Raw genomic sequence first — 23,221 nt, forward strand, 5'->3', positions numbered from 1 at the left:
CGAGGTCTGATGTCACCGCATCCTTCCTTGTCCCAAGGAACGGAACGGAATGACCGACAACAAAGACGACAAGACACTCGGCGTGAAGAAGACCCTCACCCTGAAGCCGTCAGGGGTAAGCCAGGGTACCGTGCGCCAGGATATGGGTCGCGGTCGCACGAAGGCCGTGGTGGTGGAGACGCGCAAGCGCCGCCCACTGCGCCCGGAAGACGAAAAGCCAACAGTAGCAGCGCCCGTCGCTGCCGCTCCTTCTGCTCCACGTGCGCAGGAACCTGCGCCGGTTGCAGCACCGGTAGCGCGTCCGGCACAGCCCTCGGCTCCGGCACCGCGCATTCACCAGCCATCGAATTCCCATCACCAGCAGCGTCCGTCGCAGCCCTCGCGTCAGCCCGACCGGGATCGTCCGCGCGGCAACGTGTTGCACGATCTGTCTGCCGGCGAGATGGAGGCGCGTCGTCGCGCCCTGATGGAAGCCCAGGCACGGGATATCGAGGAAGCCAAGCAGCGCGCCGAGGCCGAGGCCCGTCGTCAGGCTGAAGAGGAGGCACGTCGCAAGGCGGAAGCCGAGGAAGCCCTGCGCCGTGCAAACGAGCCGGCACCGGCCGAACCGGTTGTGGAGCCGGCGCCGGTCGCCGCTGCACCCGCAGCAGCCCCTGCTGCTGCGGCACCAGCCGCTGCCCCCCGCTCCAATGACGCCCGCCCGGGTACAACCACCCGCCCCGCAGCCGCTCAGCCCGCTGCACCGGCAGGCGCCGTTCGTGGCCGCAAGGCCGATGATGAGGATGATGACCGCGGCGCAAGCCGTGGCGGTCCCGTCCGCGGCAAGGTCGTTCGTCCTGAGCCGGCTAAGGTTCCCGCTCGTCCTAAGGCTGACGATGGCCGCCGCCAGGGTAAGCTGACCATCACCACCGTCGGCGACGACGAGGACGGCTCGGCCCGCGGCCGCTCGTTGTCGGCGATGCGCCGCCGACAGGAAAAGTTCCGCCGCAGCCAGATGCAGGAAACCCGCGAAAAGGTCATGCGCGAGGTCATCCTGCCGGAAACCATCACCATTCAGGAACTGTCGCAGCGTATGTCCGAACGGGCCGTCGACGTGATCAAGTACCTGATGAAGGAAGGCCAGATGATGAAGCCGGGCGACGTCATCGACGCCGACCTCGCAGAACTCATCGCCAGCGAATTCGGCCATACCGTCAAGCGCGTTTCGGAATCCGACGTTGAAGAAGGCATCTTCAACATCAAGGACGACGAAGGCGAAATGACGTCGCGTCCGCCTGTCGTGACCATCATGGGTCACGTCGACCACGGCAAGACCTCGCTGCTGGATGCCATCCGCAAGACCAGCGTTGTTTCAGGCGAAGCCGGTGGCATTACCCAGCATATCGGCGCCTATCAGGTCGAACAGAACGGTCACAAGATCACGTTCATCGATACGCCAGGCCACGCCGCGTTTACCGCCATGCGTGCCCGTGGTGCGCAGGCGACCGACATCGCGATCCTCGTGGTTGCCGCAGACGACAGCGTGATGCCGCAGACGATCGAATCGATCAACCACGCGAAGGCGGCCGGCGTGCCGATCATCGTGGCGATCAACAAGATCGACAAGCACGAGGCAAACCCGGAGAAGGTGCGCCAGCAGCTGCTGCAGCACGAAGTCTTCGTGGAATCCATGGGTGGTGAAGTTCTCGATGTCGAGGTTTCGGCGAAGAACAAGCTCAACCTCGACAAGCTGCTCGAAGCGGTGCTGCTGCAGGCCGAAATTCTCGACCTGAAGGCCGATCCGACCCGAACCGCCGAAGGCACCGTCATCGAAGCCCAGCTCGATCGCGGCCGCGGTGCGGTTGCCACCGTCCTCGTCCAGAAGGGCACGCTGAAGCCTGGTCAGATCATCGTGGCCGGCGACCAGTGGGGCCGCGTTCGCGCGCTCGTCAACGACAAGGGCGAACACGTCAAGGAAGCGGGTCCGGCCATGCCGGTCGAAATCCTCGGCCTGTCGGGTACGCCTGCTGCCGGTGACAAGTTCGCCGTCGTCGAGAACGAAGCCCGTGCCCGCGAGATCTCGGAATATCGCCAGCGTCTGGCCCGCGACAAGGCGGCTGCACGCCAGTCCGGTCAGCGTGGCTCGCTCGAGCAGATGATGAGCAAGCTGCAGGATACCGGCTTCAAGGAATTCCCGCTTGTTATCAAGGGCGACGTGCAGGGCTCGATCGAAGCCATTGCAGGCGCACTCGACAAGCTCGGAACCGACGAAGTCCGGGCCCGCATCGTCCATTCGGGCGCTGGCGCCATCACCGAGTCGGATATTTCGCTGGCAGAAGCGTCGAACGCAGCCATCATCGGCTTCAACGTTCGCGCCAATGCCCAGGCGAAGGCCGCGGCTGATCGTTCGGGCATCGAGATCCGCTACTACAACATCATCTACGATCTGGTGGATGACGTGAAGGCAGCGATGTCGGGCCTGCTCTCTCCGGAGCGTCGCGAGACCTTCCTCGGCAATGCCGAGATCCTGGAGGTGTTCAACATCACCAAGGTCGGCAAGGTCGCGGGTTGCCGCGTCGTCGATGGCAAGGTGGAGCGTGGTGCAGGCGTGCGCCTCATCCGCGACAACGTCGTCATCCACGAAGGCAAGCTCAAGACGCTCAAGCGCTTCAAGGACGAAGTGTCCGAAGTGCCGATGGGTCAGGAATGCGGCATGGCCTTCGAGAACTACGAAGACATCCGCGCCGGCGACACGATCGAGTGCTTCCGCGTCGAGCATATCACGCGCACGCTCTGATCCACGTGACTGCCTTCGGTGGCAAACTCTTCGAACAGGCGGTGGCAACAGCCATCGTCTGTTTGTTTAATGCGCCGGGTGCAGTTGCGGAAATTTGCGACAAGGCAGGCTGGGTACCGGAAGATGGCCGCACGACGCTTGCGGACGTGTTGATCGGGGGCATCTGCTTTACCGCCATTGCAACATCGATTCTGTTGCTTGGCGTTATGAAGCGATGGCGCGTGTTTACGTGTTTGGTCTGCTGCGTTCTCATCGTCATGGTATGGGCAGGATTTTCAGAGGATCCGGCTGATCCGATCATTCGGTCCATGATTGCTGAGGGCTGCAGACACGAAATGGACCGCATGGCTTTATTGCTCTCATCCACCATCCCTCTGGCAGTTGGGGCCGCAGTCGTCGCTCTCAAATTCAGACAAAAATCGAGAAGACCATGACAAGACCAACCTCATCCGCCCCCTCCCAGCGCATGCTGCGCGTTGGCGAGCAGGTGCGCGCCGCGATCACGCAGGTTCTGCAGCGTGGCGAAGTGCGCGATGACATCATCGAGAAGACCGTGATCTCGATTTCGGAAGTGCGCATGTCGCCCGACCTGAAGATCGCGACCGCCTATGTCTCTCCGCTCGGGGTTTCGGACCATCAGTCCGTGATCGATGCCCTGAACCATCATGCGAAATACATCCGGGGCAGGCTCGGCCCGCAGCTCAGGCAGATGAAATATATGCCCGAAGTGCGGTTCCGCGACGACACTAGCTTCGACAACTACCGCAAGATCGACGAATTGCTGCGCTCGCCGGAAGTCCAGCGCGATCTCGGACCCGCAGCCGACAACGAAGACCAAGAATAGAGACTGATGTCCAAGCCACGCAAACCCAAGGGCCGTCCGATTTCGGGCTGGCTGATCCTCGACAAGCCGGTCGATTTCGGCTCTACCGAGGCCGTTTCCAAGATCAAATGGCTGTTCAACGCCCAGAAGGCCGGCCATGCCGGTACGCTTGATCCGCTCGCCTCCGGCATGCTGCCGATTGCGCTTGGTGACGCCACAAAGACCGTTCCCTATGTCATGGACGGCCGCAAGATCTACGAATTCACCGTGACCTGGGGCGAAGAGCGCTCCACCGACGACCTGGAAGGCGAGGTCACCGAACGCTCCGACGCGCGCCCGACGGAAGAAGCCATCCGGGCGCTGCTTCCCGCCTATACCGGCGTGATCCAGCAGGTACCCCCGCAATTCTCTGCCATCAAGATCGCAGGAGAGCGCGCCTATGATCTCGCCCGTGAGGGTGAGGCGGTCGAGATCCCCTCCCGCGAGGTCGAGATCTTCCGCATCACGCTGTTGAAGGTCGAGACCGACAAGGCGCATTTCGAAGTGGAATGCGGCAAGGGCACCTATGTCCGCTCGCTGGCGCGCGACTTTGGCCGCGAACTCGGCTGCTTCGGCCATATCTCATCGCTGCGCCGCAGCTTCGTCGCTCCCTTCGCGGAGGAGACGATGGTGCCGCTGGCAACGCTGACAGCACTGGAATCTATCGAAGATCGAGACGAGCGGATTGCGGCTTTGGACGCGTTCCTGATCGATACCGGCGAGGCGTTGTCGAATCTGCCGCAGATCGCCATTACCGAGGACCAGGCACATCGCCTGCGCATGGGAAATCCGATCCTGCTGCGGGGCCGCAATGCCCCGGTGGCCGAACCGGACGCTGTTGCCACCGCTGGCGGCAAGCTGATCGCCATCGGCGAAATCGGCGAAGGCGAGTTCCGGCCTCGGCGGGTGTTTAACTGAGCCTAGCGATCGAGCTCATCATGGCTGTGGCATCGCCGGACTGGTAGGATGTCACAGCCACATGACGGCACGCCTCGCCTCACCACGGGGTGATGAGAGGCGGATTGGGCTTATCGAAAAGGTATTGCATGGGATTGACGCCTACCGTCGAGGCCTCGTCCTTTCGAACGCAGGCGCAGGTATAATAGACGCCCTCATTCAAGCCGCCGAATGATTTGCGGCAGAACTCCACCGGATCGTAGGGCCAAATGCTGGCCGCAGACCACCGTTCACTGAAGCTCGCCGACCGGGACATGAACGGATCTTCCGTAATCCGCATCACCGAGATGTCGTGAATATCGAACTTGTTGGCACGATAGTAGTCGCGGAACATGGTTGGACTGAATTGGTAGAAGCCGTGGTCATAGGTGTTGTTGCCCGGCATGATATGTATGACATGACCGCCGACCTTGGTGAGATCGCCGATGTTGATCATCACCTGACGCACGTCGAACACATGTTCCATCACACCCGCGTCAAGCACAAGATCGAAACTCCGCCCGGTCACCGAGAGAACGTCACTGTCGTTGAGATCGAAACGATAGGTTAGCGGCCCATCGCGATCGGCGATCTCAAGGCTGAAGACCTCCCGAAATCCGAGCGCTGTGTAAAACAGTTCGTCGCTTACAACGGGCTGAGCGATGATCTTGGGATAGCGGAACTGGGCATTGATGTGCCGCTCCTCCGCGAAAATTTTCGCAACCCGTTCTTGAGTTTCAGGATCGCGGAAAATTGGACCATTGTCAGTCTCGTCGGCATATCCCGCGTCCACCATTATCCTGAAAAACTCAGGAACAGTTACAAAGAAATCGAGACGGCCAAGGCTGATGACGCTACCGCTTATATTGTGCTTTCGGCACTGATCGGCGAAATATTTTGCATGGCATAACAACAGACCCAATATCACGTATCCTTCTAATATAAGTTGTTCCAAATTGGTCTACTTCAACATCAGGTATACTAATCCGATTCGAAGGGAGCATGTCAATGCGACCTGTGGTTGGTTGGATATTGTGTAGTATCGTGATTGGTTCGCCTCCAGCGACCTAAAGAGGATAGGCAGATCATTTGGTTTTTAGGTCACCGCATGTTGGTACCGGCGATTTCGTGCCGTTGGAGTACGCATTTTGGCCGCCAAACTCCGCTCTTCCCTTCGCTGGACGGATCATGTATAGCGACGCCAGCATGGCGCTGATGCGCCTGCTTTCGCGGCCCGTCCTGGACGACATCCCGGTGCGTGGCGACTTATTTCTCCTGTCATGGAAAGGATCACACGATGTCGATCACTGCAGAGCGCAAGGCTGCCCTCATCAAGGAATACGCAACCAACGAAGGCGACACCGGTTCGCCGGAGGTCCAGGTTGCGATCCTGACCGAGCGGATCAACAACCTGACCGAACACTTCAAGGGCCACAAGAAGGACAACCACTCCCGCCGTGGCCTTTTGACGATGGTTTCAACGCGCCGTTCGCTTCTTGACTACCTCAAGAAGAAGGATGAAGCCCGCTACAGCAAGATCATTGCTGCCCTGGGCATTCGCCGCTAATCACATCCGGCGGACTTTCGATTGCGAAAGTCCGCCGGTCGTTTTTCGGGACCATGTCCCGCAACGGTTCCGGGAGCCAGGCTCCGCAGAACCAATCAAGGGCAGGCCGGATGGGCCGGTGCTGCCATGAACAACCGATGACCTGTCATGGGGCAGGATTGCCGGATGCTTTTGCCGAATGGGTTTCGGCAAGCGCGAAAAGCCCGACAGGGCTCCCTCGTGCGGGAAACAGCCACGCACCGTCTGTTGGACGGGCTGCACGTTTCGAAGCCTCCCGCTGTCTTGCCCGTGATGCGTCACTATCTCCGCGGTGAACCGGCCTGCGCCTTCAATGGCGCGTTCCGGGATTCGTGGAAGAAGGACAAGATATGTTTGATACTCACAGCGTTGAAATTGAATGGGCCGGCCGGCCGCTGAAGCTGGAAACGGGCAAGATCGCCCGTCAGGCCGACGGCGCCGTTCTGGCTACCTATGGTGAGACCGTGGTTCTCGCGACCGTTGTTTCGGCCAAGTCGCCGAAGCCGGGCCAGGACTTCTTCCCGCTCACGGTCAACTACCAGGAAAAGACCTATGCCGCCGGTCGTATCCCGGGCGGCTATTTCAAGCGCGAGGGACGCCCGAGCGAGAACGAGACCCTGGTGTCGCGCCTCATCGACCGCCCGATCCGCCCGCTTTTCCCGGAAGGCTACAAGAACGACACGCAGGTCGTCGTCACCGTCATCCAGCATGACCTCGAAAACAACCCTGACATCCTGTCGATGGTTGCCACCTCGGCTGCCCTGACCCTTTCCGGCGTTCCGTTCATGGGCCCGGTTGGCGGCGCCCGCGTCGGCTACATCAACGGCGAATATGTACTGAACCCGCATCTCGACGAGATGGACGAGTCGGTTCTCGACCTGGTCGTGGCCGGCACGCAGGATGCCGTCCTGATGGTTGAATCCGAAGCCAAGGAACTGAACGAAGACGTGATGCTCGGCGCCGTCATGTTCGGCCATCGCGGCTTCCAGCCTGTCATCGACGCGATCATCAAACTGGCGGAAGTTGCCGCCAAGGAACCGCGCGACTTTACGCCGGAAGATCATTCCGCCCTTGAGACGGAAATGCTCGGCATTGCCGAAGCTGAGCTTCGCGAAGCCTACAAGATCACCCAGAAGGCTGACCGCTACGCCGCCGTCGACGCCGTCAAGGCCAAGGTGAAGGCGCATTTCCTGCCCGAGGAAGGCGAAGCGAAGTATTCTGCCGAAGAAGTCGGCGCTGTCTTCAAGCACCTGCAGGCGAAGATCGTTCGCTGGAACATCCTGGACACCAAGAGCCGCATCGACGGCCGTGACCTGGAAACCGTTCGTCCGATCGTTTCGGAAGTCGGTATCCTGCCGCGTACCCATGGTTCGGCGCTGTTTACCCGCGGCGAGACCCAGGCGATCGTGGTTGCCACGCTCGGCACCGGCGAAGACGAGCAGTATGTCGACAGCCTCACCGGCATGTACAAGGAACGCTTCCTGCTGCACTACAACTTCCCGCCCTACTCGGTCGGTGAAACCGGTCGCATGGGCTCCCCGGGCCGTCGCGAAATCGGCCATGGTAAGCTTGCATGGCGCGCCATTCATCCGATGCTGCCGGCTGCAGAGCAGTTCCCCTACACGCTGCGTGTCGTCTCCGAGATCACCGAGTCCAACGGCTCGTCCTCGATGGCAACCGTCTGCGGCACTTCGCTTGCGCTGATGGATGCGGGCGTTCCGCTGGCAAAGCCGGTTGCCGGTATCGCCATGGGCCTGATCCTCGAAGGTGACCGTTTCGCCGTTCTCTCCGACATCCTCGGTGACGAAGACCACCTCGGCGACATGGACTTCAAGGTTGCCGGTACTGCCGATGGCATTACCTCGCTGCAGATGGACATCAAGATCGCCGGTATCACCGAAGAGATCATGAAGGTCGCGCTGAACCAGGCACAGGGTGGCCGCAAGCACATCCTCGGCGAAATGTCCAAGGCGATCACCGAAAGCCGTGGCCAGCTTGGCGAATTCGCCCCGCGCATCGAAGTAATGAACATCCCGGTCGACAAGATCCGCGAAGTCATCGGCTCCGGCGGCAAGGTCATCCGCGAAATCGTCGAGAAGACCGGCGCCAAGATCAACATCGAGGATGACGGCACCGTCAAGATCGCCTCTGCCTCCGGCAAGGAAATCGAAGCGGCCCGCAAGTGGATCCATTCGATTGTGGCCGAGCCGGAAGTCGGCGTGATCTACGAAGGCACTGTGGTGAAGACCGCCGATTTCGGCGCCTTCGTCAACTTCTTCGGCTCGCGTGACGGTCTGGTTCACATCTCGCAGCTTGCTTCCGAGCGGGTTGCCAAGACCTCCGACGTCGTCAAGGAAGGCGACAAGGTCTGGGTCAAGCTGATGGGCTTCGACGAGCGCGGCAAGGTTCGTCTGTCCATGAAGGCTGTCGACCAGGCCACCGGCAAGGAAGTCGTTGCTGAAAAGAAGAAGGAAGACGGCGAAGCCGCCGCCGAGTAATCGGTCTCTTCCCGACACCGAAGGCGCGGAGATCGATCCGCGCCTTTTTTCGTTGATGGACGCCGACGTTACGGCTCCCGACTCCCTCTCGGCACAGCCCGCCGATCGACCGAAAGACACGCCATGAGCCGCGACAGCATCAAGACCCTGTTTCATCCCTTCCACTCCGGCGATATCGCCGCGCCGGATGGCGGTCGCTTTCTCTTCCTGGGCGCCGAAGCGGGCTTTGCCTTGCCTGCGGACTTCGCCGCGGCGCTGGATTGCGTGCAGTCGCTGAGGCCGGAATACCGTCGTCTTGAGGCAAGCGGCCGGGAGCCGACGCCGACCCTCCCAGAAGCTGCCTATACGGGGGCTCTGGTGCTGTGCGGCAAACACCGAGGCGAGAATGAGGACCGCATCGCAAAGGCGCTCCAGCAGGTTCCTGCGGGCGGCCTTGTGGTCATCGCTGGTGGCAAGGAGGATGGCATCCAGCCGCTGCGCAAGCGACTGACGCAGCTCGGCCTGTCGGTCGAGGCGCTGCCGAAATATCATGGGTGGGCCATCTGGCTTTATCGCCCTGACGACGTGGCGGCGGCCATTGCCGCGCTCGAAGCAAAACCTGTTTTGGTCGAGGATCGCTTTCACACCCTGCCTGGACTGTTCTCCCATGATAGGCCCGATCCGGGCTCGCAGATGTTGGCCGAGCGGCTGCCTACCGACTTCGACGGCAATGCCGCAGACTTTGGAGCGGGCTGGGGTTATCTCTCCGTCATGCTGGCCGAACGTTCACCTCGGACAGCCCGCATCGACCTGTTTGAAGCCGATTATAATGCGCTTGAGCATGCCAAGCGCAATCTGGCGGAGATATGCCCTCGCCTGAATGCGCGCTTCTTCTGGCAGGACATTGCGGCCGAGCCGGTCAAGGAAAAATACGATCTGATCATCATGAACCCGCCGTTCCACGAAGGCCATGCGGCCGAGCCCGGGCTGGGTCAGGCTTTCGTGCGCGCCGCCATTTCAGCGCTGAAAGGCGGCGGCAGACTGATGCTGGTCGCCAATCGCGGCTTGCCCTATGAGCCCCTCCTGGCGGAAGGCCTGAGGGAGCATACGGAGGTCTGCCGCAACGCGCGTTTCAAGCTGTTGACCGGCCGGAAATAGTAAAAAATTTCCTATAAATAAGAGTGTGTTGGCGCGCGCCTGCACAAGGTGTTTCGAGTGCATTGCAGCATCAATTTTCCGTTTGCAGTGACAGATCACACTCGACAACTGCCGGCTTTAGGCTTTTACTTTTGGCGTCAATTAATTATCTTCAGGCGCCATCGGACTATGCATAGCAGCAGCATTGCCGATCACTATACGGTGGTGGCGGGACTTGCGTCCGCCGTGGCTCGCCATGCGCAATCCTATGGCATCGATATAAACCCGATCTGTCAGGCACTGGATCTTGATCCGGAGCTGTTTCAAAGCATGACCGGCAGGGTCAGTCTTGATCGCCTGTGTCGGCTGCTCGAAGCCTGCGCCCTTCTGGCAAACGACGAAGCCTTCGGGCTAAAATGCACGGCCCGCTTCGTCGCCGGCGCCTCGGGTCCCTTCGGCTATGGCCTGATCTGCGCGCCTGACGTGAACGACTTCCTGCGCTTTCTGGAGGCGCATTCGCAATATGCGACCCATACCAGCTATGTGAAGTCCCATCCCGATGCCCGGGGCATTCGCATTGAATGGGCATTTGCGCCGGCGATCATCAAGCGGGACCAGTATATCGACATGTCCATGGGGCTGCTGATCCAGCGCCTGCGCGATATCATCGGCGACAAGATCGACATGATCTCGATCGAGTTGGAGCGGCCCAAGCCGCGCAACCTGCAGGTCTTTCGCGACCACCTTAACCGACAGGTCAGCTTCGGCTGCAAAATCAATGCGATACATGTGCCGCGAAGCCTGCTCGACGTGCGCAACCCCAAGGGGGATCACCGTCTGTTCACACTGATGGATCTTCAGTGCCAGGCCATGAGGCCGGAAAACGATCCAAACGAGCGGGACTTCGTTGACCAGGTCCGCCACTATCTTGGCCTGCGCATCAGCGAGCAGGAGCTTTCCCTCAGCGACATATCCGGTTACTTCGGGGTCTCCGAGCGCACGTTCCAGCGGCGGCTGGCGGACCGCGGCACCAGCCTGGCCGAGCTGCGTGACGAGGTTCGCCGCGACATCAGCCATGATCTCCTGACCAATAGCGACCTGTCGATTTCGGAGATCTGCTTCCGCCTGGGCTATTCCGCGCCCAGCGCGTTCACGCGCTCGGTGTCGCGCTGGTTCGGCCAGACGCCGAAGAGCATGCGGGAGACGAAGACTGGCTAAGGGGCCTTGACAGGACCCGGCAAAGCGGAAAAATTGAGTGTCTCAAACCGCTTTGATCTTGGCTTTATCCAAGATGCGTGCGCGTGGTCAAGAATTTGGCGCGCAGGGTGAATTACCCGTGGAATCTCCTGATATATAAGCCCCGCTCGTCCGGTGATTGAAGTCCCAGAGCCCGAGGGCTCGGCTGGTGTTGTCTCGGACTTGCCGAAAAACCTGGACCCCCGCGTGTCAATATGCAGATCAAGCATCAGTCGGTCGACATCACCGTGTCTGCCGATCAGTTTTCATCGATCGAACTCGCATGCCTTCACCATCTGGCGCAGGGGCATTCGGTTGATGAGTTGTGCCTGGCTTTGTCGTTGACGCCTGAGGCTGCCTTGTCCGCGATCACGTCAGCGGAAATCAGGCTGGGTGCTCGCAACCGGCTTCACGCGATCATCATGGCCATAAGGCTTGGCCTGATCGAGGACGTGCCTGAATAAAATCGGAGCGGACCGGCGAAAGCCCGGTTGGCGGACCACTGTTCCGGTTACAAAGCCCGACACGAACTCCCATTCGCGTCGGGCTATTTCATTTCAATAGCGGGTATCCGCTCACTCAGCCGTGTCGGCCTTGTTCAGGTGCTCCAGCGTCGGCATTGAGGTGATGTTGTAGCCGGCATCGACGTAGTGGATTTCGCCGGTCACGCCGCGCGACATGCCCGACAGCAGGTAGAGCGCGGAGGCGCCAACATCTTCGATGGTCACGGTGCGGCGCAGGGGAGCATTCTTCTGCTGCCAGGACAGCATGGCCCGCGCATCCGAAATGCCAGCACCCGCGAGCGTGCGAATAGGCCCTGCGGAAATCGCGTTCACGCGGATGCCGCGCGGACCGTAGTCATTGGCCAGGTAACGCACCGAGGCTTCCAGGCCGGCCTTGGCGACGCCCATGACGTTGTAGTTCGGCATGATGCGGACGGAGCCACCATAGGTGAGCGTCAGCATCGAGCCGCCCTCTTCCATCAATTCCGCAGCACGGCGCGCGATTTCCGTGAAGGAGAAGCAGGAGATCACCATCGTGCGGACGAAGTTGTCCCTCGTGGTGTCGGCATAGAGGCCCTTCAGCTCGTTCTTGTCGGAGAAGCCGATGGCATGCACGACAAAATCCAGCTTGCCCCAGCGCGCCTTGATTTCCTCGATGACGGCGTCGACCGAAGCGATATCCTCGACATCGCATGGCAGCAGGAAATCCGAACCGAGTTCTTCGGCCAGCGGCTTGACCCGCTTGCCGAGCGCCTCTCCCTGATAGGTGAAGGCCAGTTCAGCGCCCTCGCCGGCGAGAGCCTTGGCAATGCCCCAGGCAATCGAATTCTTGTTGGCGACGCCCATAATGAGCCCGCGCTTGCCCTGCATGATGGAGGTCATGGTGTCATCCATTGAAGCGCTGGAAGACCAGCGTGGCGTTGGTTCCGCCAAAACCGAAGGAATTGGACAGCACCGTATCGATCTTGGCATTGTCGATACGCTTGCGGACGATCGGAACGCCCTCGAATTCCGGATCGAGCGTGGCGATATGGGCGCTCTCGCCGATGAAGCCGGACTGCATCATCAGGAGGCCGTAAATGGACTCCTGGACGCCGGCAGCACCGAGCGAATGGCCGGTCAGCGACTTGGTCGACTGGATATGCGGGATCTTGTCGCCGAAGACTTCGCGAATCGCACCGATTTCCTTGCTGTCGCCCACCGGAGTGGAGGTTCCATGGGTGTTGATGTAGTCGACATCGCCCTTCACCGTGGCGAGCGCCTGCCGCATGCAGCGGATCGCGCCTTCGCCCGAGGGGGCCACCATGTCGTAGCCGTCAGAGGTCGCGCCATAACCGACGATCTCGGCATAGATCTTGGCGCCGCGGGCCTTGGCGTGTTCCAGTTCCTCGAGCACCAGCACGCCCGCGCCGCCGGCGATGACGAAGCCGTCACGCGAGACGTCATAGGCGCGCGATGCGCTGGAAGGCGTGTCGTTGTATTTCGACGACATGGCGCCCATGGCATCGAACAGGTTGGACATGGTCCAATCCAGATCCTCGTGGCCACCGGCGAACATGATGTCCTGCTTGCCCCACTGGATCATCTCGGCCGCATTGCCGATGCAATGGGCTGATGTCGAGCAGGCCGACGAGATGGAGTAGTTGACGCCGTGGATCTTGAACCAGGTCGCCAGCGTGGCCGAGGCCGTCGACGACATGGCCTTCGGCACGGCAAACGGACCGATGCGCTTGGGGCTGTTGTTCTTGAGCGTAATTTCGGCCGCTTCGACAACCTGGCGGGTGGACGGACCGCCCGAACCCATGATGATGCCGGCGCGCTCATTCTCGGAATAATCTTTTTCGACCAGACCGGAATCGGCAATGGCCTGCTTCATGGCCACGTGGTTCCAGGCGCCGCCCTGGGACAGGAACCGCATGGCGCGGCGGTCAACGAGGTCGGTCGGGTCGAGAGTGGGCTTGCCCCAGACCTGGCATTTGAAGCCATGCTCGGCAAAATCGCTGGAAAAGGAAATGCCGGACTTTGCCTGACGCAGCGATTCGGTGACTTCAGCGGCATCGCTTCCGATTGACGATACGATGCCCAGACCTGTTACGACTACCCGTCTCATTTCGAAGACCTTCTAGATAAAGTGAGTTGGACAGGCGGCCGCTCAGGCCGTCTTGTCTTTCGACAGGCCGACACGCAGATCCGTCGCCTGGTAAATGGTTTCGCCATCCGCCTTCAGCCAGCCATCGGCCGTGCCAAGCACCAGGCGGCCGCGCATCACGCGCTTGAAGTCGATGCCGTATTCAAGAAGCTTGGTCTCGGGACGCACCATGCCCTTGAACTTCACCTCGCCGGTGGACAGCGCCATGCCGCGGCCGGGCTCACCGAGCCAGCCAAGGAAAAAGCCGGTCAACTGCCACATGCCGTCGAGCCCCAAGCAGCCCGGCATGATGGGGTTGCCCTTGAAGTGAACGGGAAAATACCAGTCATCTGGGCGCACATCATATTCAGCGCGAATATAGCCCTTGTCGAATACGCCGCCTGTCTCGGAGATATCCGTAATGCGATGAACCATCAGCATCGGCGGGAGCGGCAGCTGAGCATTGCCCTGACCGAAGAGCTCGCCGTTGGCGCAGGCGATGATTTCTTCGTAATTGTAGCTGGACTGTCTTTTTTCCATTTTATTCTGTTTCCCCCTAGGCCAGGCAGTCTCGGAGCTTTAGACCAAGATAGGGACAAAATGAAGTCTAACAATAGGCCTCAGATTTTGTGGCGGGCGCCAGCCCCGGTCTTGATCCCCTGTTGAATCGCAGTCGCATACAGGAAGCCCGGCGCCCGGACCAGAGGCAAACGCAAGGAATGGGCCAAAAAGCACGATCATGAGGCCATTGCTCCACGGAAACTATTGAAAGGACCCGTCTTTAAAGTTATATGCGGACAAGTGCCGTCCAGTATAACGACGGATCGGAGAACGCTGGCATGGGCAAAGACATGAGCATTGATGCTGAGGTGAAGCTGCGGCGCTTTGGCCTGCGGCCGACTCGTCAGCGTATCGCGCTCGCAAGCCTGCTGTTTGCCAAGGGTGACCGGCACCTCACCGTCGAGGAGCTTCACGAGGAAGCGACCGATGCCGGCGTGCCGGTATCGCTTGCCACCGTATACAACACCCTGCATCAATTCACCGAAGCCGGCCTGATCCGCGTGCTCGCTGTCGAAAGCGCCAAGACCTATTTCGACACCAATGTTTCGGATCATCATCACTTCTTCATCGAGGGTGAGAACCGGGTTTTGGATATCCCGATCAGCAATATCGAGATCGGCAATCTTCCCCCTGCCCCCGAAGGCATGGAAATCGCCCATGTCGATGTCGTGATCCGTTTGCGCCCCAAGAGCGCCTAAGCCAACCACTGTCCCGTCTTTACGGACCTTGCTCGTTAAGGGCGTGGCAAGGGGCGATGTGTATTCTCCTGCAAGATTTGCGTGTCCGGCAATCTGGTCGACAGGAGGCTCTCGCCGTGAAATATTTTCCGCTGCTTGCACTGCAGGCCCTGCTCTTCGGGTGCCTGGCGTTTCCCGCCACTGCCCAGCAGGAACTGCTGAGCGATCCGGAAATATACGAGAAGAAATACTTCGCCGGCCGCTGCAACATTCCCCAATATGACGCGGACTTCATTCGCCGCATCGACATCAACAATGACGGCATTGTCGATGCGATCGTCAACCAGGGTGACGTCGTCTGCGATGGGGAACGCGGACCGGACTGCACGGAAGAGGGTTGCCCTTATAATTTCTACCTGCAGGTCAAGGAAGGCGGTTACTTCATGATCGCCACCGCGCATATGTATGCCTACGACTTCATCCAGCGCTTCGGCAACATGGTCTTCGTCATGCAGATGCATCCGAAATATTGCGAGCGTACCGACAGCAAGCCCTGCGAAATGACCGTGCGCGTGCGCGGCACCAAATTCCTCACGATCTCCAAGAAGTAGCCGAAAAGCCCCTCAGGGTGCTGGATAGAGGCTGTCCGTCCGGCCCATCAGGTAGTAGCTCAGCAGGCCAAGCGTTTCGCGAACCGCAAGCGAGGTGAGCTGCGTATTGAGCGTCGGCTGGGTGAAATCGAAACGCAGGGTCTCGATCCCGGTCGTCCTGTAGTCTACCGGCCAAGGCGTTACGGGGATGCCGGCCTTACGGAACAGCCCCATCGAACGCGGCATGTGGAATGCCGAGGTAATCAGCAGGCAGTTATTGAGGCCCGTACCGGACAGCACCTGCTTGGTATTGACCGTATTCTCGTAAGTGGTGCGGGAGGTGGTTTCCCGGATGAGCCGGTCAGACGCTATCCCAAACGTCATGAAGAAGCGTTCCGATGTCACGGCATCGCCCTCATAGACCCCACTCAGCGAGCCGTCGCCGCCGGACACCAGGATCCGCGACTGCGGGAATGCGCGGGCCAATCTGAGCGCTTCGATAAAACGCTCGGAGGCCTCGCTGAACTCCATGCCGTGCCGATAGGTGTTTACAGGCGTCTCAAAAGCCCCGCCGAGCACGATCATGCAGGACACGTCAACCGGATCATTGGTCGGTTGCGGGAACCGGGCCTCTAGGCGCTGCAGTTGAACCACGCCGGCTGAGGTGTAAAGCACGACGAACAGGATCACGACCGCGATTGCGGAAAACAGCATTCCCAGTCGGCGCCAGCGCAAGAAGGCCAGAAGCAGACCGAGGCACAGGCAGAGGAAAGCCAGGGACAGCGGCTGGGCAGCGATCCAGAAGATTTTCGAAACAACGAACATGGCTTGCTCCTTGAGGTCGGTTGGGCGTGAAAGCCACGAGCCGACCTAAGTTCAGGCCTGGCTGCGCGCACGGCCCGCGAAAATCCAGGCGAAACTCTGGTCGTCTTCCGACATTCGCTCCTGATCCGCAAGCTGCGCCAGCAGCCAAAGTGCACGTTCGGTAAGGTTGGTCACGATCAGGATCGTGCCCTTCTGCCCGGTCGTCAGGTTGGCGTCGTTGGCCAGATATTGCTGGCGCAGCCGCTGCACCACCTCCGCCCGGTCGCGGGTGATGGCAAAGAACAGCGCCCGATCTTCTCCTGATCGATCCGCCAAGGCATCGACCATGACCAGGAAGGCTGCGTCGATACCTTCGATCACATTGCTCAGCAATTGCCGCGGCAGAGGCTGGTCCTGGACGGCTTTTGCTGCCCGCACCAGTTCCACCACCGTTTCGTTCAGTCCTTCAAGAATGCGCTGGGTGTTGATGCTGCGGTTGAGCCGGTCATAGCCCCCCAGGCTGAAGGGAGCTTCCCCGATATGGCGCTGGAAGGCGCGGATCTCGGTCGACAACGCCAGGAAATTCTGATTGCGCCGCTCGATCAGCGCGCCGGAATCCTTCGGAGCGGATCTGGCGATATCAAGGGACGGGAGCAGATAGCCCGCCAGTCTTTGCTGCTCGAGATGGAGCAGTTCGAGGGCCGATTCGGGATCGACGATTGCCTGGTTATGGATATGGATCGGCTGGCCGTCATCTTCATCCGCAAGTGCGGGGAAGCGCGATGCCAGGAACTTGGCGATCCACGGCTGGGCAACCAGCATGAAGACGGCACCGATCACGTTGAAGCACAGCTGCACCAGCGCCAACTGCAGCGGCAGATCGGCGGCCAGCGATTTCGTCAGGCTCTCGATCAGCCCGATATGCGCATACTGCTCGATGAAGAACAGCAAGACCATGACGCAGGCCGTGCAGCCATTGAACAGCACCTGATACATGGTGACCTGCTTGGGTCTGCCGCGCAGGTGCGAGGATAAAAGCAGGCTCTGGAAGCTGGCGCCGAAATTGCAGCCATAGATCGCCATCATCGCCTGTTCGAAGGCCAGGCCGCCCGCCGCCGTGAGGGCAATCGTCAGCAGGATCACCGAATTGGTGGATTGCGCGATCAGGGTCAGCGCCGCCGCGACAAGAAGCGGCAGGAAATAGGAGGCACCGGCCAGCGACAGGAGGTCGCCGAACCACGGTTCGCGCGTCAGCGGCATCACGCCTGACTTCAGCATCTGCAGCCCAAACAGGACAAGGCCGATGCCGAAGACGGCCGAGGCCAACGTGCGCATGCCGGACAGGCGCTCGACGGTGAAGGAAATCCCGACAATGCCGAGCACCAGAAGCACGAAGAAATGGATGTCGAGCGTCGCCAGCATGACGAGGAGGGTCGATCCGACATTGGCACCGGCGATGACGGGAAAGGCTGCGGAAACGCCGAGCATGCCGCTGGCGATCATGCTGGCCAGGATGAAGGTCACCGCCGTCGTGCTCTGCATCACGCCGCCGGCGGTCACGCCCAAGAGCACACCGGTGGCCGGATTGCGCGTCCAGGCCGCCATCACCTGCCGAAAGCGGCGGCTGGTCAGCTTCTTCAGGTTTTCCTTGAGCTGGTACATCCCGGCGAAAAATATGCCGAGCCCCGCAAGGGCCGCCGCTACGGCAAGAAACATGACTTGGTCCCCGGATCCGGTTTTAAGGTCGCTGGCAAATGCCCCGAAAGGGAGCCGTGCCGCCCAGCCCTTCGGCTCGCCCTGCTACTAGGAAATGTTTGGTGGGATCGCAACGACCAACTCTGGCGTGGTCGGGGGATGCATCGCCAAAGCGGCATGGGTCAAGGCGAGTGCCAAGCCGCGCCAAAAAGCACTGTTGTGTAACAGTTTTATGAAGGCGGTTTGTTGGGTGACTTCAGAGATTTGGTGGACTTCCAGGGAGAAAAATTGAACCAATTGTTCAATGATTTAGCCGATTGGGAGTTGACTTTAAGAGACAGCTCTTTGGCTCACCCCCACCCGCCATCACCATAACCTGCCGCTAAACGCATTCCCTTTTTCCAAATTATTACCCGCTCCCGGGTCAGGCGAATGTCTGATCCGGAGCTGGCTTGTCCGGCGCTTTTTCTCGTCGCGTTGTGAAATACATCGCAGGCGCCCCGTTTTCCCATAATCCAAAATCATTGAGGTACTCCATGACGACGTCCAAACCGTCAAAGGGGCGACGTGCCTCGTCGCCTTTCTCGCTTCGCCTTACAGCAGAGGAGCGAGCGTATCTCGAAACTGCTGCCGGAAATCGCGCTCTCGGAGACTATATCCGGGGACAGCTTCTCTCGGCTGTACAAAACAATCCCCATCCCCATCCCCATCCCCATCCGCATAACGATGCGAGCACGGAACGTCTCTCACCTGAAGCGCGGCAACGCCTACTGGCACAGATGCTGGGCATGCTGGGTCAGTCGGGAATACTCCGCTCTCTCTCCGACCTGGCTAACGCGGCCCGTATTGGCGTCCTGCCTCTAACACCAGATATTCTTGAAGAGATCAAAGCCGCATGCGCGGCTGTTCTCGAAATGAGGATCACGCTGCTACGCGCGGTCGGGTTGAAGCCATCAGATGAGGTGCGCCATGATTCTTAAGGCAAGTCAGCGCGGTGGTGCAATGCATTTGGCCAAGCATCTCCTGAACGACCGGGACAACGAACACGTTACCGTTCACTCGGTGAATGGCTTCGTCGCCTCGGACGTCGCGGGCGCGCTGATGGAGATGTACGCGGTTAGTCGGCCGACTCGATGCCGGCAGTTCATGTTTTCTCTGAGTCTGTCGCCGCCAAGAGATGCAGTGGTAACTCCCCAAGATTTCCAGGATGCAGTCGATCTGGCAGCAGAAAAGCTAGGATTGCAAAATCAAAGTAGGGTCGTTTTGCTGCACGAAAAATCCGCAAGGCTTCATTGCCACGCCGTTTTTTGCCGAATTCACGTTGAATCCATGAAAGCAATCAATCTCCCCTTCTATAAGGAACGCCTCAACGAGCTTGCTCGGGAACTATATCTCTCGCACGGATGGGAGCTTCCGAAAGGGCTTTCTGATCGCTCGCTTTCCAATCCGACCAACTTCGGCCTGACCGAGTGGCAGGAAGCACAAAGGGCCAAGCGCGACCCGCGTGAGATCAAGTCTGCTCTAAAGCAGTGCTGGGGGCAATCCGACAGCGCCGCGAGTTTTGCGGCGGCGCTGAGGGAGCGCGGCTTTTGGCTCGCGCGCGGCGATCGGCGCGGCTTCGTCGCTGTCGACTATCGCAATAACGTCTATTCGCTCAGCCGCTGGCTCGACGTCAAACCAAAGGAGCTAAAAGCGCGACTTGGCGAGCCCGAAAAGCTTGCTTCAGTAGATCAGGCGAACGCCGAAATCGCGGCTTTGATCGGGGCGACCGGAAAGCGGCTTCTCGATGAAATGGCAAAGAAGCACGCCGAAATTCTGAAGGCACTGTTTGATCAGAAACGACGAATGGTCGCGCGCCAGCGCGAGGAACGAAAACAATTGGCAGTGAAACAAACGCATGAGCGGGCACAACAAACGCGAGAATACTCGAAACGCTTTCGGCGAGGTCTTAAAGGACTCTTCGACTGGATCACGGGCAGGCGCGCGCAGATACTTCGCTCAATAAAAGGAGAACAAGAAGAAATTCGACGTCGATCGGAAGCGGCTTTCGACGCGCTTCGCTTTTCTCACCTCGATCAACTACGCCTACTACATGCTAAAATCGAGAAGCAGAGAAAAATTGCAGCGCACGAGCGACAGGGCATCATCGAGTCACTGCCAGCGACTCAAGCTCACGCCGACGGCTTGACGATCGCCGAAGAGTTCGACCAAAATGCGCGTGGAGTTATATTCGTCGATCGCGGCCACAACTATTGAGACTTGCACCAATCAGCACGGATTAATTTCCCAATTACGCGGCAAAACTGCCCGTCTATCAGAGGACGATATGAGCGCTGATAAGGAAATTGGAGTCTTCTCTTGTGAAGAAATACCGACATTTCTGCGAGCAAAGCTGAGACATTATCTTGAATCAACCTTTCATTTTCAAGCCGAAATCGAATTCCCGCGTTCGCCACGCATGTTTGCGGACATCCACACGACGGACAATAAAATTGTAGTTTCCATTTCAGAGGGCTGGATTCGAAGGACAACGATAATATTCCACCTCATCGAAGCTATGTGGAAAACAAGTGAAGTTCGGCCAAAAGTGACTGCGTTGAACACCGCAAATGTGTTTGACGCCTTCTTTTGGCGCCCTGATGTCGACGAGTGCAATTTTTTGTCAGTTCCTGATTTGGCGCCTCTATTTCAGGATACTCTACCTGTCCAAGAACACGATACTGCACTTGCGAATTTTTGCTCGAAGTTCAACACGGACCATGGTGGCAAAACTCTTGGTGGTGGCACATATCTACTCGATTTTGTATTACCAGACGACCTGTCGAAGGAGACTAAAAAGCAAGTCGAATTGTGTTTCGAATTCTTGCTACTTCATGAATTGCACCATATTGGAAGAGGTCATCGGTCTATCTTAGGTATTGAAAATAGTGTCACCCTTTCAGAACGGAGCCAACAGACTTGGGGTAATCCATATCTTAAAAAAGCCATAGAGCTAGATGCGGATGTCTCTGCCTTTATTACATTGATGAACGATCGTTCAAAGTTATTTTTTCTTGACGCAGAGCGGCATTTTTCAGAGATAATAAGGCCTCTATGCATTTTCATACCGTGTTTCGATATTTGTGTACATTCGCTGGCCGACTATCAAACGCGTTATTCCTCCCATCCTTTGCCTGATATTAGAGTGCACGCGGCCGTAATGAACGCTGCAAACTTTCTTTACTCACACGGGGCAGATTTCCGCAGCCTTTTTAGGCGAATTTTCGAAGATTCTGTCGTGTATAGCGTCAGAAGTTTTCAGCAGCTTAGCATTCCGAATGGTCCTTATTTTATCAGCGCACCGCGTCTGCAGACGATAGACCAGCAATTTTATCCAGAAATATTTTCATTTACCTTAATAAATGAGGAGATATTCAGAATTGACATGGAGCACAACGCAATAAGAACTCACAATAGAGAACCAATACGTTCAGCCCCTATCTTATTTGATCCTATAGGCTATACAATTGAGAAATTTAAAGAAAAAGCAATCGCCTACGCAAAGGATTTCTTTCAAGGAAATCTCAACGTGGAATCAAAAGAAGAGGCAGATAATATTAGGACATTATTTCTGAAATCTGCAAGGGAGACAATGAAGTCAGGAGATTATTTAATATTATCAGTTGACCAATCAAAACGTTCGCCTTACTTAGATTTCGAAATTTTAGAGAGTGGAGGCACTGAGCCGACAAAGATCGATAAAGAATTTCACATGGAATTTGAGCGCGTTAGTTATCTAACGATGCAGATTCTTTGCATGATAGCGGAAGTAAAAACATCTACAAAAAACTGACATTGACAAGATATACTCGAAAATCATCGACCCGTTGATTAATAATTTCTCCGGAGAATGAATTGAGTGCATCCACGCTGTACGGTCTTTCGGACGAAGTTAGCAACAAAATTTCTTTGGAGAATGAGGGCTTCGAGACTACGAAAGCGTATTTTATGGTGGTTCCTGAGTCTTCTTGCGTATTAACGAAGTAAGGTTTATTTCTACGGCTATGGTGTGGAGCATAAAATGCTCCAAGCACATCTGCATGCCAATATTCGTAAGTTAGACGAAGCGGATACCAGTCGTTTTGTTTCCGCCACAAACCCACTACCCTGCCGGATAAATCGTTGCTTACATGCAAACGATACTGGCGACCGACCGGAATTATCTGATCCGCAATAGGTTCATCTTCAACAAAATTGATCATGTTGTGCCGCTCGTCTGGCCTCAACAATATGTCGATGTTTTGGAATTGACCGTATTGGCTCAACAACACCTCCCATGAAAATGGGGGGTGGTCAATGATGCCAACATCCTCGCGATTGAAATGCGGGGTTTGGGAATTTCCCAGCACGTTTGCCCGGATCAGCGCCTGGTAGCGTGGTTTTTCGGACGCCGCCGCATTTATGTCGATATGAGGTGGTGTAGCTGCCTTTGTTTTAAGGTTGAATACCCATTCCGACGTCGGCCTCTTGGCTATCTGGGTCAGCCCGATGACTTCGTCCATCCTTGCGGCATGTTCGCGATACTTTTCATCGCAATGAAATAGGAAGTGGAATACGGCTGCCTTTAGCGGGCTACCTTTTCCCTTTTTAAAGTCGTCAATTATCTTCTCCGGCGGAGTGTTGCTCTCCTCCCCTTTTCGCGTTCGAGCCCAACTGAAGGGCCTTAATGCATTCGCCGAATTCAGTTGCGCATTTTCGATAGCTTCGTCGGTGAGCCTTGCTCGGCTATGTCCTGGTGGCTGTCGGCAGAGGGAATCAATCTCTTTAAAAATGGCCCGCTTATTGTCGTTGTCGCTTCCGGAATACGCTGCTCTGACAGCTTCGGAAAAGGTTGGAAAATCGATCTCGACCACGCCGCTCGCACCATTGGTAACATCTTCATCGAGCTGATGTTAGCGTTGCAAGTTAGGGATGCAAGCATTGACAAAAAGAGGTGTCGTGCGTCCGGGCAACCATTGCGGATCAAAGCCTTCAAATTCAATCGGCTCGTCGCTAAGGTCGCGGGGAATGCCATCTTCGTGAATTACGATGTAGTCGTCACCGTTGCCGCTGCGGAAAGGCTCTCCATTCCTTAAGAAGCGAAGCTCCCTAAGGTTGCCGGTGTCCGTGGAAAATTCTATGGTAATCCCCCCGCATATTAACTGGCTTCAAAAGTAGAATTTTCTCGGCAATATGATCGAGGAGAATTCGATGAAGATGAGCAGATTTAGCGAAC

21 protein-coding genes are annotated in these 23,221 nt (G+C 57.8%); 14 read left to right on the forward strand and 7 right to left on the reverse strand.

The genetic code is table 11. From position 1 onward, the window contains the following. The first annotated feature begins 49 nt into the window (after positions 1-49). Genes infB through truB form a run of 4 tightly spaced genes read left to right on the forward strand, consistent with a single transcriptional unit; the run spans position 50 to position 4,556 of the window. Positions 50-2,776 carry a translation initiation factor IF-2 gene (infB, locus tag B9A97_RS26240; protein ID WP_084368786.1) on the forward strand — a complete coding sequence of 909 codons (2,727 nt, stop codon included), beginning with the start codon at positions 50-52 and terminating at the stop codon, positions 2,774-2,776. Positions 2,777-2,781: 5 nt separating this feature from the next. Then, positions 2,782-3,210: a hypothetical protein gene (locus B9A97_RS26245; RefSeq protein WP_084368787.1), complete on the forward strand. Its 429-nt coding sequence runs from the start codon at positions 2,782-2,784 to the stop codon at positions 3,208-3,210. Beyond that, entirely contained in the window at positions 3,207-3,620 is a 414-nt protein-coding gene (gene rbfA, locus B9A97_RS26250) for a 30S ribosome-binding factor RbfA (RefSeq protein WP_084368788.1), read from the forward strand. The genes B9A97_RS26245 and rbfA overlap by 4 nt, the downstream gene beginning before the upstream one ends. Positions 3,621-3,626: 6 nt before the next feature. Then, positions 3,627-4,556, forward strand: coding sequence for a tRNA pseudouridine(55) synthase TruB (truB, locus tag B9A97_RS26255; RefSeq protein ID WP_084368789.1), 930 nt, complete (start codon positions 3,627-3,629; stop codon positions 4,554-4,556). 79 nt (positions 4,557-4,635) lie between these two features. Here truB and B9A97_RS26260 read toward each other — a convergent pair whose 3' ends face one another. Then, on the reverse strand, positions 4,636-5,502 hold the full coding sequence (locus B9A97_RS26260; RefSeq protein ID WP_143530720.1) for a class I SAM-dependent methyltransferase: 867 nt from the start codon (positions 5,500-5,502) through the stop codon (positions 4,636-4,638). A 369-nt stretch (positions 5,503-5,871) separates the two neighbouring features. Here B9A97_RS26260 and rpsO point away from each other — a divergent pair, with 369 nt between their 5' ends. From rpsO to B9A97_RS26285, 5 genes are all read left to right on the forward strand, one after another. Further along, complete coding sequence (gene rpsO, locus B9A97_RS26265) at positions 5,872-6,141, forward strand: 30S ribosomal protein S15 (RefSeq protein WP_084368791.1); 270 nt, start codon at positions 5,872-5,874, stop codon at positions 6,139-6,141. Between the two features lie 368 nt (positions 6,142-6,509). Continuing rightward, positions 6,510-8,657 carry a polyribonucleotide nucleotidyltransferase gene (pnp, locus tag B9A97_RS26270; RefSeq protein ID WP_084368792.1) on the forward strand — a complete coding sequence of 716 codons (2,148 nt, stop codon included), beginning with the start codon at positions 6,510-6,512 and terminating at the stop codon, positions 8,655-8,657. 123 nt (positions 8,658-8,780) lie between these two features. After that, a complete protein-coding gene (locus B9A97_RS26275; protein WP_084368793.1) occupies positions 8,781-9,794 on the forward strand; it encodes a class I SAM-dependent methyltransferase in 1,014 nt (337 codons plus the stop codon). Positions 9,795-9,962: 168 nt separating this feature from the next. Continuing rightward, entirely contained in the window at positions 9,963-10,991 is a 1,029-nt protein-coding gene (locus tag B9A97_RS26280) for an AraC family transcriptional regulator (protein ID WP_084368794.1), read from the forward strand. 233 nt (positions 10,992-11,224) lie between these two features. After that, positions 11,225-11,473 (forward strand): helix-turn-helix domain-containing protein, encoded by a 249-nt coding sequence (locus tag B9A97_RS26285; protein ID WP_084368795.1) that lies wholly within the window; start codon positions 11,225-11,227, stop codon positions 11,471-11,473. Between the two features lie 111 nt (positions 11,474-11,584). On the opposite strand, the gene fabI is transcribed toward B9A97_RS26285, so the two are convergent. Genes fabI through fabA form a run of 3 tightly spaced genes read right to left on the reverse strand, consistent with a single transcriptional unit; the run spans position 11,585 to position 14,180 of the window. Continuing rightward, positions 11,585-12,394: an enoyl-ACP reductase FabI gene (gene fabI / locus B9A97_RS26290; protein ID WP_084368810.1), complete on the reverse strand. Its 810-nt coding sequence runs from the start codon at positions 12,392-12,394 to the stop codon at positions 11,585-11,587. A 4-nt stretch (positions 12,395-12,398) separates the two neighbouring features. Beyond that, on the reverse strand, positions 12,399-13,622 hold the full coding sequence (gene fabB, locus B9A97_RS26295; RefSeq protein ID WP_084368796.1) for a beta-ketoacyl-ACP synthase I: 1,224 nt from the start codon (positions 13,620-13,622) through the stop codon (positions 12,399-12,401). Positions 13,623-13,664: 42 nt separating this feature from the next. Next, positions 13,665-14,180, reverse strand: a complete 516-nt coding sequence (gene fabA / locus B9A97_RS26300) for a 3-hydroxyacyl-[acyl-carrier-protein] dehydratase FabA (RefSeq protein WP_084368797.1) — start codon at positions 14,178-14,180, stop codon at positions 13,665-13,667. A gap of 311 nt (positions 14,181-14,491) precedes the next feature. On the opposite strand from fabA, the gene irrA reads away from it, so the two are divergent. Both irrA and B9A97_RS26310 read left to right on the forward strand, forming a co-directional pair. Next, the gene (irrA, locus tag B9A97_RS26305) at positions 14,492-14,899 is read left to right on the forward strand and encodes an iron response transcriptional regulator IrrA (RefSeq protein ID WP_348532427.1); all 408 of its coding nucleotides are present in this window, start codon (positions 14,492-14,494) and stop codon (positions 14,897-14,899) included. Between the two features lie 56 nt (positions 14,900-14,955). After that, positions 14,956-15,489 (forward strand): hypothetical protein, encoded by a 534-nt coding sequence (locus B9A97_RS26310; protein WP_244564365.1) that lies wholly within the window; start codon positions 14,956-14,958, stop codon positions 15,487-15,489. Positions 15,490-15,501: 12 nt separating this feature from the next. Here B9A97_RS26310 and B9A97_RS26315 read toward each other — a convergent pair whose 3' ends face one another. Both B9A97_RS26315 and B9A97_RS26320 read right to left on the reverse strand, forming a co-directional pair. Next, positions 15,502-16,293, reverse strand: a complete 792-nt coding sequence (locus B9A97_RS26315) for a YdcF family protein (RefSeq protein ID WP_084368799.1) — start codon at positions 16,291-16,293, stop codon at positions 15,502-15,504. A gap of 51 nt (positions 16,294-16,344) precedes the next feature. Continuing rightward, positions 16,345-17,988 (reverse strand): Na/Pi cotransporter family protein, encoded by a 1,644-nt coding sequence (locus tag B9A97_RS26320; protein ID WP_084368800.1) that lies wholly within the window; start codon positions 17,986-17,988, stop codon positions 16,345-16,347. Positions 17,989-18,503: 515 nt separating this feature from the next. Between B9A97_RS26320 and B9A97_RS29570 the strand changes: the two genes are divergently transcribed. The 3 genes from B9A97_RS29570 to B9A97_RS26330 all read left to right on the forward strand — a co-directional run bounded on the left by B9A97_RS29570 (position 18,504) and on the right by B9A97_RS26330 (position 21,799). Continuing rightward, positions 18,504-18,947 carry a hypothetical protein gene (locus tag B9A97_RS29570; protein ID WP_143530721.1) on the forward strand — a complete coding sequence of 148 codons (444 nt, stop codon included), beginning with the start codon at positions 18,504-18,506 and terminating at the stop codon, positions 18,945-18,947. Further along, entirely contained in the window at positions 18,937-20,223 is a 1,287-nt protein-coding gene (locus tag B9A97_RS26325) for a relaxase/mobilization nuclease domain-containing protein (RefSeq protein WP_179145403.1), read from the forward strand. Before B9A97_RS29570 ends, B9A97_RS26325 begins: the two co-directional genes overlap by 11 nt. Positions 20,224-20,293: 70 nt before the next feature. Continuing rightward, positions 20,294-21,799, forward strand: a complete 1,506-nt coding sequence (locus tag B9A97_RS26330; protein WP_143530722.1) for a hypothetical protein — start codon at positions 20,294-20,296, stop codon at positions 21,797-21,799. Here B9A97_RS26330 and B9A97_RS26335 read toward each other — a convergent pair. Continuing rightward, complete coding sequence (locus B9A97_RS26335; protein ID WP_143530723.1) at positions 21,786-22,859, reverse strand: hypothetical protein; 1,074 nt, start codon at positions 22,857-22,859, stop codon at positions 21,786-21,788. The genes B9A97_RS26330 and B9A97_RS26335 overlap by 14 nt on opposite strands. Positions 22,860-23,221 lie beyond the last annotated feature (362 nt).

The organism is Rhizobium sp. RU36D (assembly GCF_900176345.1).
Taxonomy (GTDB): domain Bacteria; phylum Pseudomonadota; class Alphaproteobacteria; order Rhizobiales; family Rhizobiaceae; genus Allorhizobium.

Coding starts and splice junctions, on each gene's coding strand:
- B9A97_RS26275 (WP_084368793.1), top strand. CDS start 8,781: ATGAGCCGCGACAGCATCAAGACCCTGTTTCATCCCTTCCACTCCGGC.
- B9A97_RS26330 (WP_143530722.1), top strand. CDS start 20,294: ATGAGCGCTGATAAGGAAATTGGAGTCTTCTCTTGTGAAGAAATACCG.
- rpsO (WP_084368791.1), top strand. CDS start 5,872: ATGTCGATCACTGCAGAGCGCAAGGCTGCCCTCATCAAGGAATACGCA.
- truB (WP_084368789.1), top strand. CDS start 3,627: ATGTCCAAGCCACGCAAACCCAAGGGCCGTCCGATTTCGGGCTGGCTG.
- B9A97_RS26325 (WP_179145403.1), top strand. CDS start 18,937: ATGATTCTTAAGGCAAGTCAGCGCGGTGGTGCAATGCATTTGGCCAAG.
- fabI (WP_084368810.1), bottom strand. CDS start 12,394: ATGACCTCCATCATGCAGGGCAAGCGCGGGCTCATTATGGGCGTCGCC.
- B9A97_RS26280 (WP_084368794.1), top strand. CDS start 9,963: ATGCATAGCAGCAGCATTGCCGATCACTATACGGTGGTGGCGGGACTT.
- irrA (WP_348532427.1), top strand. CDS start 14,492: ATGAGCATTGATGCTGAGGTGAAGCTGCGGCGCTTTGGCCTGCGGCCG.
- fabA (WP_084368797.1), bottom strand. CDS start 14,180: ATGGAAAAAAGACAGTCCAGCTACAATTACGAAGAAATCATCGCCTGC.
- fabB (WP_084368796.1), bottom strand. CDS start 13,622: ATGAGACGGGTAGTCGTAACAGGTCTGGGCATCGTATCGTCAATCGGA.
- B9A97_RS26310 (WP_244564365.1), top strand. CDS start 14,956: ATGTGTATTCTCCTGCAAGATTTGCGTGTCCGGCAATCTGGTCGACAG.
- B9A97_RS26285 (WP_084368795.1), top strand. CDS start 11,225: ATGCAGATCAAGCATCAGTCGGTCGACATCACCGTGTCTGCCGATCAG.
- B9A97_RS26315 (WP_084368799.1), bottom strand. CDS start 16,293: ATGTTCGTTGTTTCGAAAATCTTCTGGATCGCTGCCCAGCCGCTGTCC.
- pnp (WP_084368792.1), top strand. CDS start 6,510: ATGTTTGATACTCACAGCGTTGAAATTGAATGGGCCGGCCGGCCGCTG.
- rbfA (WP_084368788.1), top strand. CDS start 3,207: ATGACAAGACCAACCTCATCCGCCCCCTCCCAGCGCATGCTGCGCGTT.
- B9A97_RS29570 (WP_143530721.1), top strand. CDS start 18,504: ATGACGACGTCCAAACCGTCAAAGGGGCGACGTGCCTCGTCGCCTTTC.
- infB (WP_084368786.1), top strand. CDS start 50: ATGACCGACAACAAAGACGACAAGACACTCGGCGTGAAGAAGACCCTC.
- B9A97_RS26320 (WP_084368800.1), bottom strand. CDS start 17,988: ATGTTTCTTGCCGTAGCGGCGGCCCTTGCGGGGCTCGGCATATTTTTC.